The sequence below is a fragment of the Candidatus Neomarinimicrobiota bacterium genome (genome assembly GCA_021734025.1).
GTDB lineage: Bacteria > Fidelibacterota > JAANXI01 > JAANXI01 > JAANXI01 > JAANXI01.
In genome coordinates, this window is record JAIPJS010000009.1 from 126,922 (window position 1) to 142,389 (window position 15,468).

The 15,468-nt window shown below is 51.5% G+C and carries 14 protein-coding genes; 3 read left to right on the top strand and 11 right to left on the bottom strand.

What is annotated here, in order from left to right; genetic code table 11:
• The first annotated feature begins 34 nt into the window (after window positions 1-34).
• Genes K9N57_11290 through K9N57_11300 form a run of 3 tightly spaced genes read left to right on the top strand, consistent with a single transcriptional unit; the run spans window position 35 to window position 4,421 of the window.
• On the top strand, window positions 35-2,317 hold the full coding sequence (locus tag K9N57_11290) for an MMPL family transporter (GenBank protein MCF7804766.1): 2,283 nt from the start codon (window positions 35-37) through the stop codon (window positions 2,315-2,317).
• Between the two features lie 3 nt (window positions 2,318-2,320).
• On the top strand, window positions 2,321-3,103 hold the full coding sequence (locus K9N57_11295) for an outer membrane lipoprotein-sorting protein (protein MCF7804767.1): 783 nt from the start codon (window positions 2,321-2,323) through the stop codon (window positions 3,101-3,103).
• A 55-nt stretch (window positions 3,104-3,158) separates the two neighbouring features.
• Entirely contained in the window at window positions 3,159-4,421 is a 1,263-nt protein-coding gene (locus K9N57_11300; protein ID MCF7804768.1) for a hypothetical protein, read from the top strand.
• Window positions 4,422-4,493: 72 nt separating this feature from the next.
• Here K9N57_11300 and K9N57_11305 read toward each other — a convergent pair whose 3' ends face one another.
• The 11 genes from K9N57_11305 to K9N57_11355 all read right to left on the bottom strand — a co-directional run.
• Window positions 4,494-4,943, bottom strand: a complete 450-nt coding sequence (locus tag K9N57_11305) for an MOSC domain-containing protein (protein MCF7804769.1) — start codon at window positions 4,941-4,943, stop codon at window positions 4,494-4,496.
• Window positions 4,931-6,193 carry a molybdopterin molybdotransferase MoeA gene (locus K9N57_11310; GenBank protein MCF7804770.1) on the bottom strand — a complete coding sequence of 421 codons (1,263 nt, stop codon included), beginning with the start codon at window positions 6,191-6,193 and terminating at the stop codon, window positions 4,931-4,933. Before K9N57_11310 ends, K9N57_11305 begins: the two co-directional genes overlap by 13 nt.
• Window positions 6,194-6,425: 232 nt before the next feature.
• Entirely contained in the window at window positions 6,426-7,346 is a 921-nt protein-coding gene (gene moaCB / locus K9N57_11315) for a bifunctional molybdenum cofactor biosynthesis protein MoaC/MoaB (protein MCF7804771.1), read from the bottom strand.
• The gene (locus K9N57_11320) at window positions 7,339-8,574 is read right to left on the bottom strand and encodes a putative sulfate/molybdate transporter (protein ID MCF7804772.1); all 1,236 of its coding nucleotides are present in this window, start codon (window positions 8,572-8,574) and stop codon (window positions 7,339-7,341) included. The genes moaCB and K9N57_11320 overlap by 8 nt, the downstream gene beginning before the upstream one ends.
• Window positions 8,575-8,697: 123 nt before the next feature.
• A complete protein-coding gene (moaA, locus tag K9N57_11325) occupies window positions 8,698-9,684 on the bottom strand; it encodes a GTP 3',8-cyclase MoaA (GenBank protein MCF7804773.1) in 987 nt (328 codons plus the stop codon).
• Window positions 9,668-10,240, bottom strand: coding sequence for a molybdenum cofactor guanylyltransferase (locus K9N57_11330; protein ID MCF7804774.1), 573 nt, complete (start codon window positions 10,238-10,240; stop codon window positions 9,668-9,670). Before K9N57_11330 ends, moaA begins: the two co-directional genes overlap by 17 nt.
• A gap of 352 nt (window positions 10,241-10,592) precedes the next feature.
• A complete protein-coding gene (locus tag K9N57_11335; protein MCF7804775.1) occupies window positions 10,593-11,795 on the bottom strand; it encodes a hypothetical protein in 1,203 nt (400 codons plus the stop codon).
• Window positions 11,792-12,373: a cytochrome c gene (locus K9N57_11340; GenBank protein MCF7804776.1), complete on the bottom strand. Its 582-nt coding sequence runs from the start codon at window positions 12,371-12,373 to the stop codon at window positions 11,792-11,794. The genes K9N57_11335 and K9N57_11340 overlap by 4 nt, the downstream gene beginning before the upstream one ends.
• Complete coding sequence (locus K9N57_11345) at window positions 12,370-12,891, bottom strand: DUF3341 domain-containing protein (GenBank protein MCF7804777.1); 522 nt, start codon at window positions 12,889-12,891, stop codon at window positions 12,370-12,372. The genes K9N57_11340 and K9N57_11345 overlap by 4 nt, the downstream gene beginning before the upstream one ends.
• 334 nt (window positions 12,892-13,225) lie before the next feature.
• A complete protein-coding gene (gene nrfD / locus K9N57_11350) occupies window positions 13,226-14,587 on the bottom strand; it encodes a polysulfide reductase NrfD (protein ID MCF7804778.1) in 1,362 nt (453 codons plus the stop codon).
• Window positions 14,580-15,468: 4Fe-4S dicluster domain-containing protein (locus tag K9N57_11355; GenBank protein ID MCF7804779.1), on the bottom strand; the 889-nt coding region annotated here is incomplete at its 5' end. The genes nrfD and K9N57_11355, both read right to left, overlap by 8 nt.

The window sequence follows — 15,468 nt, forward strand, 5'->3', positions numbered from 1 at the left end:
TTAGTAAATACTTACTAATATAAGAGGAGAGAATATGAAACTTTTCACACAATGGGTTTTGAAGTATCGATGGATGGTGGTAATACTGACGCTGGGATTGACCGGCTTTTTCGCCTGGCAGATGCCAAAGATGTCCATCGACAATTCCATAGACAATATGCTACCGGCGGATCATCCCGCCAAACAGGCCTACGACAAAGTCAGCGAGACATTCGGCAGCACAGACATCCTGGTTGTAGCACTTCACAGCGACAGCCTGTTTTCTCCGTCAGTGTTGGATCAGATCTATGAAATCACTTACGAGTTCGAAGCGGTGTCCGGGGTGACTGAAGTGCGCAGTATTTCCACGGCGAACTATATGCGTGGATCCGAGTTCGGTCTGGAGGTGGAAGACCTCATGCCGGAGCCGCCGAAGCGCCAGGCGGATATTGACTCGCTCAGACAAAAAATTGATGACTCCGACATTTATACCGGAACCATTATCTCTGAGAACCGGGAGTATGCCGGATTTATCATTCGTCTGGCGCCGGAAGCCGATGATGCGACAGTCTATCGCGGAATTCAATCCGTAATCCGCAGCCAACCGAACAACGATGATTTCTCCATTGCCGGCGCTCCGGCGGTCAATACAGTCATGGCGGATTCAATGAAACACGACCTGACCACTCTCCTGCCATTTGTCATACTACTGGTACTACTCAGCCTGTATTTCAGTTTCCGGAGTCTCCAGGGAGTCTTACTACCCGTGCTGACCGTCCTCATTAGCGTTATCTGGACGCTGGGACTCATGGCGCTGCTGAGTATCCCAATGGCGATGATCAGCACCATTTTACCGATCCTTTTGGTCGCCATCGGCAGCGCCTATGGTATCCACGCCATTAACGGATATTATGAAGAGTTAGTCGGGGATCAATCCAAAGCAGAAGCAATTACCGGGGCAATGGCGCACGTCGGAAAGGCCATTCTCATGGCAGGACTGACCACACTGATTGGCTTTGCAGCGCTGGCAACCTCTCAGGTCACGCAGGTACAGCAGTTCGGATTATTCACGGCATTTGGCGTAGCCAGTGCCCTGATTTTGTCCATCACGTTTATCCCGGCAATTCTCATGACACTTCCGGTGCCTAAAAATATCAATGCCAGAGATAACAATGCCTCCCCCGGACTGCTGGACCGGCAATTGGAAGGGTTAGCCAAATTCACCCTCCGTCACAAGAAAATGGTAATCATCACCGGCGCCCTGTTGCTTCTTCTGTCCGTTGCCGGCTTTCCGTGGCTCTTTGTTGAGACAAACACACTCCGGTTTTTCAAGCCGGAGAGCGAAATCCGGCAGGCCACGGCAGTTATTAATCAGCACTTCGGCGGCTCTGAGAATCTCTCACTCTATATCCAGGGCGATATTAAAAGTCCCGCCGTTCTTAACCAGATGCTCGAGATTCAGGAATACGCCGAGTCGCTCGATCACGTGGGTTATTCCATCTCGATAGCAGACTATGTTGCTGAAATCAACAAGGCGCTTAATAACAATGCCGCCGAGTTCAGGACAATACCGGCAACCCGGGATGCCGTGGCGCAGGAAATCCTGCTCTACACTATGTCCGGGGATCCCAGCGATTTCGAGCAGGTGGTGGACTACGATTACCGGCAGGCCAATGTGAGTATCCGCATGGAATCGGTGGGCAGTAGTGAGCTGGGTACCTTAGTTGAGGATATTGAAGAGTATACTGCCTCGCATGCGGACAGTATGTCGGTCGAAGTGACCGGCTCCTCTTACCTGTTCAAGGTGCTCACCGATCTATTAGTGCGAGGACAGATATGGAGCTTGATTACTTCACTGGGATTAGTCTGGTTGGTAATTGCTCTCATATTCCGATCGATAGCAGCCGGAGGATTCAGCATTATCCCCCTGACACTGACTATTGCGATCAACTTTGGGCTCATGGGCTGGTTTGGAATCCCTCTGGATACCGCGACCACTATGCTTGCGAGTATGGCAATCGGGATCGGGGTGGATTACAGCATCCATTTTCTCTCGCGATACAAACTGGAGGTCGAACGAACAGGCGATTACGATCAGGCCGCCATCCTCACCACGCAGACAACCGGCAAAGCAATCTTCTTTAATGCTGTCGCCGTCAGCATGGGATTTATTGCCCTCCTCTTCTCCAGCTTTCGTCCGATTCAGGTACTCGGTGGGCTCACGGTATTCACAATGGTCACGGCATCGGCAGGAGCGCTTACCATATTGCCTGCCGTACTCAGCAAGTTTCAACCCAAATTTTTAGGAAAACCAAAAACGAACACACAGGAGGAATAACCGATGAAAACATTATTCAAATCAATGGGAATATTAATCTTTGGGCTCACATTCATTTTGGCAATGGCCGCGCTACAGGTTCAGGCGCAACCGATAACCGCCAATGAGGTCATGGAGCGGGTGGAGAACACACCGGTTCCAACGGACCAGCAACTGGAAATGACCATGACATTAATCAATCGGCGTGGAGACAAACTCGAACGTGTCCTGGATGTGAAAAAGCAGGGGGAGGATAAATCCTACCTGTTGTTTCTCTCTCCTTCGGATGTCAAAAATACCGCCTTTCTGAACCTGTCTCATGACAACAGGGATGACGAAATGTACCTGTACCTCCCGGCGCTGCGAAAGGTGCGACGCATTGCTTCATCCAGCAAACACAAGAATTTCATGGGATCGGATTTCACGTATGCCGATATGGGGGATCGTGATATCAATGACTATACCTACGAAATGATCGACCGGGAAGCCCGGATTGACGGTGAGAACCTGTATCGGATCGAAGGCACAGCCAAACATCCCAGAGATGTTGGATATTCCAAACTCAAATTCTGGATCCGCAAGGATATTTTCCTGCCGGTAAAAATCGAGTACTATGACCTGAGTGGCGACATGTTGAAAGTGCAAACGAATGAACAGTTCAAACAGATAGAGCAATATTGGCTAGCAACGCACATCGAAATGAATAATGTGCAGACCAACCACCGGACCATCCTTGGGATGGAAGATATTGAGGTTGATGTCGACCTGCCGGATATGACGTGGACTGAGCGGAATTTACGGCGATGAATTCGATCCGGTCTCAGCCAATAATCAATGATAATTCGGAAAGGAAGTATTACCTATGTACAATTTAAAAATACTCAAACTGCTTATAATGGCGCTGTTTCTCAGCATGCCTCTGATTTCAGAGGCGCAACCCGAAATCTATGGATATCTGGAATCGGACGGGTATGTTTTTGTAAATGATTCCGCCAGGTTTGCGAAACAGATCAACGAGTTCAGGCTCAACTTCTCCTCTTCAAAAGACAACGCAGGCCTCTTTGCCTCGGCGAATATTTATGCCACACCAGGCGGAATCCAGACTGATCTCTGGGAAGGGTATGTGGATTACTACGGTTCGTTCTTTGACATACGAGCCGGAAAACAGATCATCACCTGGGGTACCACTGACGGCATCAATCCAACAGATAACCTGAACCCGCAGGATCTTGGCAGGAAGAGCCCGTTTTCCGAAACCTCGGATCGAAAAATCCCGGTGAATATGCTCCAGACAAATCTGTATGCCGGCAACTGGAAATTCACCGGCGTCTGGATACCGGATTTCCACGCCTACGGACTTCCTGATACTACGACCTGGCGGATGTCGCGTCCCTCATTGGAATTGACGCCGCCCCCGGGGGCAGTCGTTGATGACATTAGTCCGGTTTCCGGGCCGTCGTCACCTGCCAACACCCTGGAGAACTCCGAATATGCCGCCAAGGTCTCATCCGGAATATCCGGAGTGGATTTTTCGCTCAGTTACTACCACGGATGGGATGACTTTCCAACTCTGCATTCCGATCTGAAGTTACAATCGGTCGATCAAACCGGGACGAAGCATCTGATCGCCTCGCCCTACCTTCGTTACCACTCACTGGATGTCATCGGCGGTGACTTTTCCACGTCTCTTTTCGGACTTGGTATTCGCGGTGAAGGTGGCTACTTCATCACCGAAGATACCGACGAGACAAATCCGTTTATCCAGGACCCTTACTGGCATTATGTCCTGGGACTGGACTATACGTTTAAAAACGGTCTCTATGTAAACGGACAATTCAGTTCGGGACTATTTAACCGATATGGCATCGACAAATCCAACGAGGATAATTACCAGACGATGTTCGCCCTGACGTACGATATAAATAACTACAACTCCATCGAAATCGGCAGCATGTTTGCTCTTGAGGATGAAAACTACGTGTTAAAGCCAAAATACACCCGTACCCTTGGCAATGCGATTGATCTTACATTGGGAGCCTATATAATCGACGGAAATACAGATGAACACTTCGGTGCGTTCCGGGAAAACGACCAGATATACGCGGAGTTACGGTATAACTTTTAGTATAAATCGGATAAAAAATACTGCTGGTAGCTCTGGCTGAGCTACCAGCGCTATATGTCATTAATCAAATCTTTATGCCACCTCTGCTACAGCTGCAATCTCCGCCCGGTCGCCCGGCTGCAGTTCACCGCCCTGCAACACCCGGCAAAAAATCCCTTCCCGGGGCATGATGCAGTCGCCTGTCATTGTCCGTATTGCGCAGGCGGTGTGACACTCTTTACCGATCTGGGTGACTTCCAGGACGATTGAATTACCAAGGAAAAACTGCGTTCCGATTTCCACGCCGGAGAAATCCAGTCCGGCGGTGACAATATTCTCGGCAAAGGCGCCGTCTGCCAGATTCGGGATCTGCTCCCGCATTATATCGATGCTCTCCTGCGGTAAAATCGACACCTGTCGATGCCAGTCCCCGGCATGGGCATCGCCGACTATGCCGTGGTTTTCGCGGAATTCGGCAGTCTCAATCGGCTTCTTCACCCGCCCTTTTTTCGTACTGATGCAGATCGCCTCTATATATCCCATCGGATTATTCCTTTGTCTTCGTATTTAGGTATTGAGTCTGTCCACGGAAATAAATACACCGTTTGCTTCTTTTCCGGCGACACCTCATTCGTACCCACCGGAACGACTATAAACCCATCGCTCTCCGTGACACCCGACATCATGTGTGAGCGCTGGTGTCCGACCGGTTCTATGAGATATCCGGATTCTTCCTGTCTCACTATTTTTACCAGTAGATATTGCGCTCGTCCCGCTTTTCTCCGTGTATATGATTGATCCAGAAACGCAGGAACAGATGCTAAATTTGAGCCCGGATTCCCTGCCAGAGCATTAATCACCGGATATACATAGACCAGCGTGCTCATCAGCGTCGAGACCGGATTGCCGGGAAGTCCAAACAACAACTTTTCTCCCATAGATGCAAAATAGAGCGGCTTTCCCGGCTTCTGTTTCACCTTCCAGAAATGGCGCTCGAACCCGATTGACTCTGCGGCATCTTTTACATGATCATGGGGGCCGACTGAGACCCCGCCGCTTAACAGGATGATGTCCGCGACGTCGGTTGCTTCTTTTAAAATGCGCTTGGTCTCTGATAACGAATCGGGAATTTGAGATGAGTACACCGGCTCAATTCCCATATCTCTGAGATACGATTCGAAATAGAGCTGATTCGTATTCCGGATCTGTCCCGGCTTCAGCTTGGCGCCGAAGTCGACTAGTTCCTGCCCAGTGGTCAGGACAGCAACTTTTGGTTTAGAGAATACCTTCACCTGCTGGATCCCGAATCCCGCCAACCAGCTGAGCATCGGTGGAGTAATTTTATCGCGTTTTTGGGCGATAGTCTCCCCAGCGCTTACCTCTTCCCCTGCGAACCGGATATGCGAATACTGCTCACCAATATCGTTAATGACAACTTCGGTATCCCCGTTATCCGTATCCTCTACCGGCACTACCAGCGAAGTTCCTTCCGGCACATATGCTCCTGTCGAGATCCGGATTGCCTCACCGGGCTGCAGTTCATCATGATACGGAACCCCCGCCTGCGACTCACCGATGACCGGTAATTTCATAGGTAGTTTAGGCGGGGAGTTCAGATCCAGTGCAACCGCATAACCGTCCATGGCGCTGTTATTGAACCGCGGCAGCGGCTCCGGTGCGGTCAACTTCTCCGCAAGATAATACCCCAAGGACTCTGTGAGCGTACGATCTTCAGTCCGCCGCTCTGGCAGGTGATCTTTGATAGTTTGGATGGCTTGTTGTATTGAAATCATGATTTAGTGTTCAAATTAAAACCTGTGTTAATGTGTTATCGTGTTACTGTGTTACAGTTATTCGCCTTCTTAATCCTAATCTTACTCTTAATCTTAATCTGTTTTTTTCTTTCAGTTGTTATAAACATTTTTTCAGTTTTCGATCTTTTTTGCTTTTCTCTGCGCCCTCTGCGTCTCTGCGGTGAATCCGTTTTTATCTGTAGTAATCCGTTTTTTCTGCGTCATCTGCGTGCTATTGGTGTTTCCCGTGCCCGCCACCCCACAACATCGGAAAGATATGCAGCACACCGGGGAATAGCGCCTGCATGGATTCCCGCGCGCCGTTGGAACTGCCTGGAAGTGTGAGAATTAGCGATTGTCCGATTGTCCCGGCAATTTCCCTGGAGAGCATGGCGTACGGTGTTCTTTGCGTGCCGTAGTCCCGGAGTTTTTCTGCGATGCCGGGTGCCAGTTTTTCGAGGATAGGTCGTATGGCTTCCGGGGTGAAATCCTTCGGCCCGAATCCGGTGCCGCCTGTCGTAATTACCAGGTCGCAATTCTCCTCATTAACCAAAGCGAGTACCCGTTCCCGGATACGCTCCTCCTCGTCAGGCAAGATTTCATAAACCGCTACCTCAACCGGTTGATCTTCGAGATGCTTCTGTATCACCTTGCCGGATTTATCTTCTCTCGTGCCTTCGTAGGTGGAATCGGAAATCACCAGCACTGCTGTCTTCAGCGGACGGTCGAACTCCTCGCGATATTGCGACTTCCCGCCGCGCTTTTTCACCACTTTTATGTCGCCAAAGGACATCTCCTTGTCCAGCGGTTTGAGCATGTCAAAGCAGTTGAGCAGCGCCGCCGAAACGGCCGTCACCGCCTCCATCTCCACGCCGGTCTTCCAAACGGTTTCAACTTCGGCAACCACTCTGATTTGTTCTGATTCGACTTCAAAGGACAGATCCACCCAATCCAGCGGCATTGAATGACAAAAAGTGATGATGTCACTGGTATTCTTGGCTGCGTGAATCCCTGCCGCCCGGGCGGTAGCCAGGACATCTCCCTTGGGAACGGTTTTTTCTTTTACTCTCTGAAGAGTTTCAGAACTCGCGTAGAGATAGCCCTCCGCTTTGGCGTATCGTAAGGTATTCGATTTATGGCTCACGTTAATCATGTTCGACCTTCGTGTTTTCAATTGCGGGGTTAATCCGCGTCAATTGGTTACTCAATTTCTGTTGGATTCTGACAAGCATTGTATTCACCCGTTCAATCGCGACAATCCGTTCGATAATCAGTCCGGCGATGAGCGCTAGTGTTAAATTGTGCGTCGCAAGGGATATCGTCCCGACCGTCACCGCGGTCACGAGTTTGGGAAAATCCGCGAGTCGGCGCACCAGGATAATCATCGCCCAGCTGTCGAACAGCAAAAGTGTTCCAAGGATTGGGATAGGTATCAGGAACAGAAATGTACTCAGGTTTCCGACCAGCGCCAGTGTGACGAATGCGATTCCCAGAATGATGGTCGTCCCTCCTGTTTTCCCGCCGAACCGGGAATGAGCGGCGATTCCGCCTGCACCGTGACAGATGGGGAATCCGCCAAGCAATCCAATGAAGATGTCACTCAATCCAATACTCCCTGCCAGCTTGGATGTATTCACTCTCCGGGCCTGCTTGCCCCAGAATTCATGACAGGCATCGTTGGCTGCATACACTGCATTGCCAAGGGTCAGCGGCAGCTGCGGAATCATGAGCAACACCAGGATATCCCACCACTGGCTCCAGTGCGGAATTGAAAATTGAACAGCGCTCCCAGTAGCTGCTTCCACTCCGGGACGAATTCCAAAGAACAGGCTGGCGGCGACACTGGCAACTATTACTACCAATGCTATCGGCCGCTTTAGCAAGTATTTTCCAGCGATAAGAATTCCCAGCGTTCCCAGCGCCATAAGCAGAATCCAGTTCCCGGCGGGCAGTGCGCCATCGAGGAACAGTGTTTTCTCATAGATCAGCGCCAGCGCCTTCTTTGCGAGAAGCAGTCCGATACCGAGTTGAATCCCCCGGACAATCGCCTGGGAGAACCATTTCTGAAGCCACTTAATAAGACCGGTACTGGAGAGTATGATAAACAGCACTCCGTATAACACCGCAGCCGTGGAAAGCATTCCGGCGGAAAATCCGGCGGTGATGGCAATGACCGCCATCGCCTTCAGGGGCTGGACGCTCACCGGAACTTTGTAATACCATCCGGTGATGATATAGACGATCCCCCACAGCAGAAAGATCCGCGCCGACGGAAATCCGTTGGAGATCACCAGCGCAAACGCCAGCGGTAACGTCGTTCCCAGGTCGCCAATGGCGCCACTAAATTCCGACCAGCCGTATGTGTTTTTTGGTTTATTCATTTTTTAAAAATAGCACGCTGTTCCCGACAGGTCGGGAAACGCAGAAAAAACGGATAAACGCGGATTAAAAAACTATTATCTGTGGTTATCTGTTTAATCTGCGTCATCTGCGTGCGAATAGTTTCATCCACCGATGGTGGACATGCTTTCATATTGATTGAGTGTGTTTGCCGCTTCTGCTTCAACTCCCGATTTGTAACGATTCTGCAACGCTTCTCTGATTGCTTCACGGATTTGAATATCACTGGAACCTACCCGCAGCATATTTCTGAGATCAAGAACGTTGCTCCCGTACAGACAGGTTCTGAGTTGGCCGGTCGCCGAGACCCGAATCCGGGAGCAGCTGTCGCAGAAGGAGCGGCTGTAGCCGTAGATGATACCGATTTTCCCGGCATAGTCCGGCACTTGATAGAGTGACGCCACCTTCGAGCTGTTCTCACCCAGATTCCTGAGCGGAAATTCTTGCAGAATTTTATCCAGAATCTCATCGCCGGTCATCGGCTCCAGTGCGGAGATGTCCTCCCCGTTGAACGGCATCGGCTCGATAAATCGTACCGTGATGTCCTTGTCGGTGGTGAGTCTCACAAAATCGGGTATCTCGTGATCATTGACGCCCGGCAGAACGACCATGTTGATCTTCAACCGGAAACCACGGTCGTATGCCTCATGAATTGCGCCTAACGTCTGCTCAAAATCGGTGCGACGGGTAATCTTTGCGAACGTCTCCGGCAAAAGGCTGTCCAGACTCACGTTCAGGCTGGTGACGTCGATCGACTGCAATTGTTCGAGGTGATGAGTGAGTAGCGTACCGTTTGTAGTGATCCCGGTGTCTGGCTGGTTCCTGAATCCCTGCAATCGCGCCAGGAATCCTGTGAGTCCCTGCCGGGCGAACGGCTCGCCACCGGTGATGCGGATTTTCCGTACTCCGGAATCCACGAAGATCCGGCAGAGCCGCTCCATCTCGTCCCACGAAAGCACTTCGGAACGGTGCGCAAACTCCATCCCCTGGGCGGGCATGCAGTACTGGCAACGGAGGTTACACCGGTCAGTGACCGCCAGACGGAGGTAGTCCATCCGGCGGCCGAAGTTGTCTCTAAGCGGAGACGGCATCCAGATCCTCGACGGTGTTCACATTGCAGTAGGACAAGGCATTCCCGAAGTTCACCTTGCGTACATCAACCAGTGTATCGACCCACTCCCGGACGCTCAGATCCTGACTGATTGCTTCTCTGAGGGAATCGATGGTATTTTTCCGGTAAAATCCCGCCAGCGGCTGGACACCCTGATCCGTGAGCGGCAACAACGCCTGCGTTTCGCCGTTTAGCTCCTCAAACCGGCTTGCAAGCAGATCCAGAATTCCCGGCTGCAGAAACGGCATGTCGCACGCCTGGAAATAGTTCCAGTCCGTATTCGAATTCACCATCCCTGAGAGGACCCCAACCAACGGTGTCTGCTGATCGATAATGTCGGGAACCACAGGAAAACCGAGCCATTCGTATTTTCCAGCCTCTTTGGCGACGATGGAGACGGTCGGGAATTTTTCGTTGAGAAGTTCGAGCGGATAGCGGATGAGCGACTGCCCCTCGTACTGGTACAGGGCCTTGTCAGTACCGAATCGGCGGCTGTAACCACCGGATAGAACAAATGCGGAAATTGAGGTAAGCATGATTGTTCTCTTTCCAAACACGGGAGCTGATTCAACCGTTTCCGGGTAAACCGTACCGGCCGTCGACCGTTTCCCGCCGTCGCGGGAGGCAGGTCAGCAGGCTGAGAGAACCTTAAGGAGATATCAGAAGGTTCTGTGCACGGCTCTCCGTGTTAATTTTCTTAGATTTAACAAGATTAATTTGGTCATCTTTTCACTTTCCGGAAAAGGCATTTCTGTCAATTATTGTTATCACCAGTCGAAGTCCCCTTCCAACCGCTTCTGTTCTAACCTTTGGAAGGTTTGTGTGCGTATGCGGTATCATCGGGTTCCTGTTTCCGGCCTTTTGTGTCTGTATTTATAATTACATTTATCATGCCAAACTCCCTGATTCAATATGTCTCTCCTCCGGAAGTTGGGATTCCGGCAGGCTCTCCACCAGATACGGATCGTTCACCGGAATGGGATTGTAGCGCTCTAATCCCCGAAAGGTTACCCAAAAGAACAGCGCGATCATCCCAGGGATGAGTCCGATTTCCCAGATTCCCAGGAGTGGGGTTTCGCCAAACGTCACCGGCATCACCATGATATAGAGATCCAGCCAGTGTCCCAGCATGACTACCAGACCCACCTGCAGCAGGATCTTATCGTTACGCTTGGTTGACTTCGGAAGCAGAACAACAAACGGGATCAGCCAGTTGAGCATCAGGTTCAGAAACGAGAGCGATCCCCAACCGCCGAAGTGCCGAAAGATATAGTACGAGGTCTCCTCAGGAATGTTTGAATACCAGATAAGCAGGTGCTGTGAAACCCACATGTACACCCAGAAGACGCTCATCGCCATAATCCACTTGCCCAGGTCGTGCAAGTGATCTTTTGTAACGATGTGTTCATATCCCAGCCACCGCAGGATTACCGCAAAGATGGTCACAACCGCCAGGATATTCAGGAACATCCCGGAGAGGGTGAGAAATCCGAATACCGTACTGTACCAGTGCGGCTGGAGTGACATCAGCAGATCGATACTGGCGAAGCTGAAGGTAATAGCGCCGAATACCAGCAGCGCCGCCGAATATTTCACGTTGGTATGAGTGTGCTCAACCCTGCCGTCCTCATCCTGCTTCCGGGAATGCCCGGCGATCTTGCGGCTCAGAAATATCCATCCAATGATGTAAAAAATCAGGCGTCCGACGAAGAAGGTGACGTTCAGATAAGGGCTCTTCATTTGCAACAAGGCATCTTCTGCCACCACTGAGGGATGACTCCACTCATACAGCGAATGTATCCCAAAGATGAGCACCAGAACTCCGACCAGCGCATACGGCAGGATGCCGGTCATCGCCTCCGGGATACGGCGATACGCCGTGCCCCAGGCAGCGCCCGACACATACTGTAGCGCGATAAATACGCCCGCTCCCAGTCCCAGGCTCATGATATAAAACTCGCCGATCAGGAAGTTGGCCCAGATACGCTCCGGGGCGAAGAAGAGTCCCAGGACGAACACAGCGAGTCCCACTCCCATCAATGCAATCAGAGATTTATTCAGCGAATCGGGAATGGATATTCGTTCATTCATTGTGTGGTATCCTGCTGGCTCTGTTGTTGAAGATCCCGGATATACGCTATGGTTTTCCACCGGTCGTTCCGGTCGATCTGGCTGTCGTATCCCGGCATGTTTTTCTGGCCGTACGTGATGAGATGGAACATCCTACCGTCCGGCATCTGCATGGCATTCTGCAGGAACAGCGACGGCGGACGTGGATATCCTCTGAGTGCCACTGGCCCGTCTCCCTTGCCGCTCACCCCGTGGCATGGCTGGCAAAAATCGCCGTACACCTTTTCTCCTCGCTGGAGATCCGCGCGAGTGACCGAATCGATGGGAGAAACAAGTTCTTCACCGGCCCGGATTGCACTTTGTTCATCCGCGGTGTAGTGCAGCGGCATCTCCCCGCGCCTGATGGTGTTTGCCACTGGAAGTTGTTGAGTTTTGCCATCCGCAAACACCGGGTTGGAGGACTGAGTATCGTATCCCGCATCGTCATACATATCCGGCAGCGCCCGGTAATTCCGCTGGTCGGGACGCTGGCCAAGAAAAAAGTCCGTCACCCAGATGCCTACAGCGAGTATGATTAATATTCCGAAGACGTACTTCATTCCTCACCGTCCTCTACTTTTCTGGTTTCCGCCACGTTAAACTTTTCCCAGAGATGGGTCAGGCGCTCCGGCGAAAATCCGGCGTCGGTCTCCTCGATGGCGATAACGAACCGGTCGTCGGTCACGCCTTCGCAGATAATATTCCTCGATTTGCCGGGAAACAGTTTCGTCCGAAACAGCATAGATCCAACCACGCCGAGACCGCTGAAGAGAACGGTGAGTTCAAACGTCACCGGCAGATACGCCGGCAGCGAGTTAAACGGCCGGCCGCCCACGTTCAGTGGCCAGTCGATACTGCCGATCCAGAACTGGAGCCACAGGGCGAATAGCAATCCGAACAGTGCAAAACCGAGACAGATATACGTCAGCCGCGTCGATTTTATTCCCATCGCGTCATCCAGCCCGTGGACGGCATACGGCGTATACACATCGTGGATCTCGTACCCCGCCTCCCGGCTGGCCTCCGTCGCCGCCAGGATGTCGTCTTCGTCTTTGAAAATGCCTAGAAATAGTTTCATAGTGTTAGAGTGTTTGGGTGTTCAAGTTTTTCTTAATCATAATCTTAATCTTAATCGGCTTTTGTGTTATCGTGTTAATGTGTTATGGTGTTATCGTTCGGTGTTTCTTGATCTTAATCATACTCTTAATAATTTTTGTTCGTTGTTGGTTGTTTGTTGTAAGTAGTTATTACTCATCGTTATGAATTTTGAACCCATCCATTAAGGGCGCCTTTCTCACAATGAACAACCAACAGTTTTTCCTTTCTCTCTTTTTAGCCTTATCTCCCGCTTAAACTCGCTTCGCGGACATTAAGCGAAAGAGCCTTATACCATATACCATATACCCTATTCCCTATTCCCTGTTTTTCCCATATTTCAAAATCCCCTTCACTTCCCCAATCGCGATAAACGGGATAAACCGCACAAACAGCAGGAAGCAGGTAAAAAACAGCCCGAAGCTGCCTGCCAGTGTGGCGATTTCAATGATTGTCGGCTTGTACATGGCCCAGCTGGACGGCACAAAATCCTGGTGAAGCGAGGTGACGATGATAACAAACCGCTCAAACCACATCCCAACGTTTATCAGGATCGAGGCGATGAAAACCAGCGTTACATTTCTTCGGAACTTCCGGAACCAGAAGAACTGGGGGAGGAGCACGTTGCACGCCATCATGATCCAAAATGCCCAGGCGTACGGGCCGAGCGCCCGGTTCAGAAAGACGAATCGCTCGAACTCGTTCCCGGAGTACCACGCCATAAAAAATTCCGTTCCATACGAGAGCGCCACGATTCCACCGGTGACCAGCACTACTTTGCCCATTTTCTCGATGTGATCGATGGTGATATATTCTTCGTAGTTCAACACCTTTCTAGCGATTATCATGAGTGTCAGCACCATAGCAAATCCTGAGAACACCGCCCCGGCTACGAAGTACGGCGGAAAGATCGTGGAGTGCCATCCAGGGATCACCGAGGTGGCAAAATCCATACTCACGATGGAGTGAACTGACAATACCAGCGGCGTCGCAAGCGCAGCCAGCAGCATGTAGACCGTCTCGTACCGGTGCCATGTCCGGGTAGAACCGTCCCAGCCTAAACTGAAAAATCGATAGAAAAATTTCTTTATCTTTGAGGTAGTCCTGTCCCGCAAGGTGGCTAAATCCGGAACCAATCCGATGTACCAGAATACCGCCGAAATCGTGAAATAGGTGCTGATGGCGAAAAAGTCCCACAGCAGCGGTGAACGAAAGTTCACCCAGAGCGGCCCACGGAAGTTGGGATACGGGATCACCCAGAAGAAATTCCACGGGCGTCCCATGTGAATCAGCGGAAATACGCCGGCGCACATCACCGCAAAGATGGTCATAGCTTCTGCAGAGCGGTTTATCGAAGTTCTCCATCTTTGCCGAAACAGAAACAGGATCGCCGATATCAGCGTCCCGGCGTGGCCGATCCCAACCCAGAAGACAAAGTTGGTGATATCGAACGCCCAGCCGACGGTTTTGTTGAGTCCCCAGGTACCGATGCCGACCTTCAGCTGGTATCCCACTGCAATCACACCGATTATCAGCACGGTAAATGAAGTCAGAAATGCGCCCCACCAGAGCGGCGTGGCCTTGTTTTCGAGGGGTTCGGCGACATCTTCGGTGACATCGCTATAATTTTTGTCGCCCCCGATGAGCGGCTTGCGCAGTATCGAATACAACTTATGCATGGGAATCACCGTCCTCCGTTGATTCCCGGTTCCGCACCATCGAGAGGTAACCTGTAGTCGGCCGGAAATTCATCTTTTCCAGTATGCGATAATGTCTGGGATTCTCCATTGTCCTCGCGATTTTGCTTTCGGGATCGTTCATATCTCCGAAAATGATGGCATCTGTGGGACATGACTGCTGGCACGCCAACTGGATATCGCCATCCTGCAATTCGACTCCGTTCGCCTTCGCCTCATTTTTGGCTTCCTGGATGCGCTGGACGCAGAGCGAGCATTTCTCCATCACGCCCCGGGACCGAACTGTCACATCCGGGTTCAGGGCCATCCGCTCCACTTCGTCGCCGTGATCATAGTCGAACCAGTTGAACCGCCGTACCTTGTAGGGACAGTTATTCGCGCAGTATCGCGTCCCGACGCACCGGTTGTAAATCTGCTGGTTCAGCCCCTCCTCGCTGTGTACGGTGGCCAGCACCGGACAGACCGGCTCGCACGGCGCATGGTCACAGTGTTGGCACATCATCGGCTGATGAGAGACGTCCGGATTCTCCTCCGAGCCGGAGTAATACCGATCGATGCGAATCCAGTGCATCTCCCGGCGCCTCCGGACTTCATCCTTCCCAACCACCGGCACGTTATTTTCCGCATTACAGCTCACCAGACAGGCGGAGCAGCCGGTGCACTTATTCAGATCAATAGCCATGCCCCAGTGATGTCCCTCGTCGTACTCAAAATCGTTCGGCCAGAGCTGGAGATCTTCCTGACTGTGCCCGGACTCGTGGGTGGGATGCTCTGCGAATTCGGACAAAGTAGATTCCCGCACCATCTGCCGATCCGCGCCGCCGAATTTTTCCGGGATATCCAGGGTGTGATGCGTCTGCGTC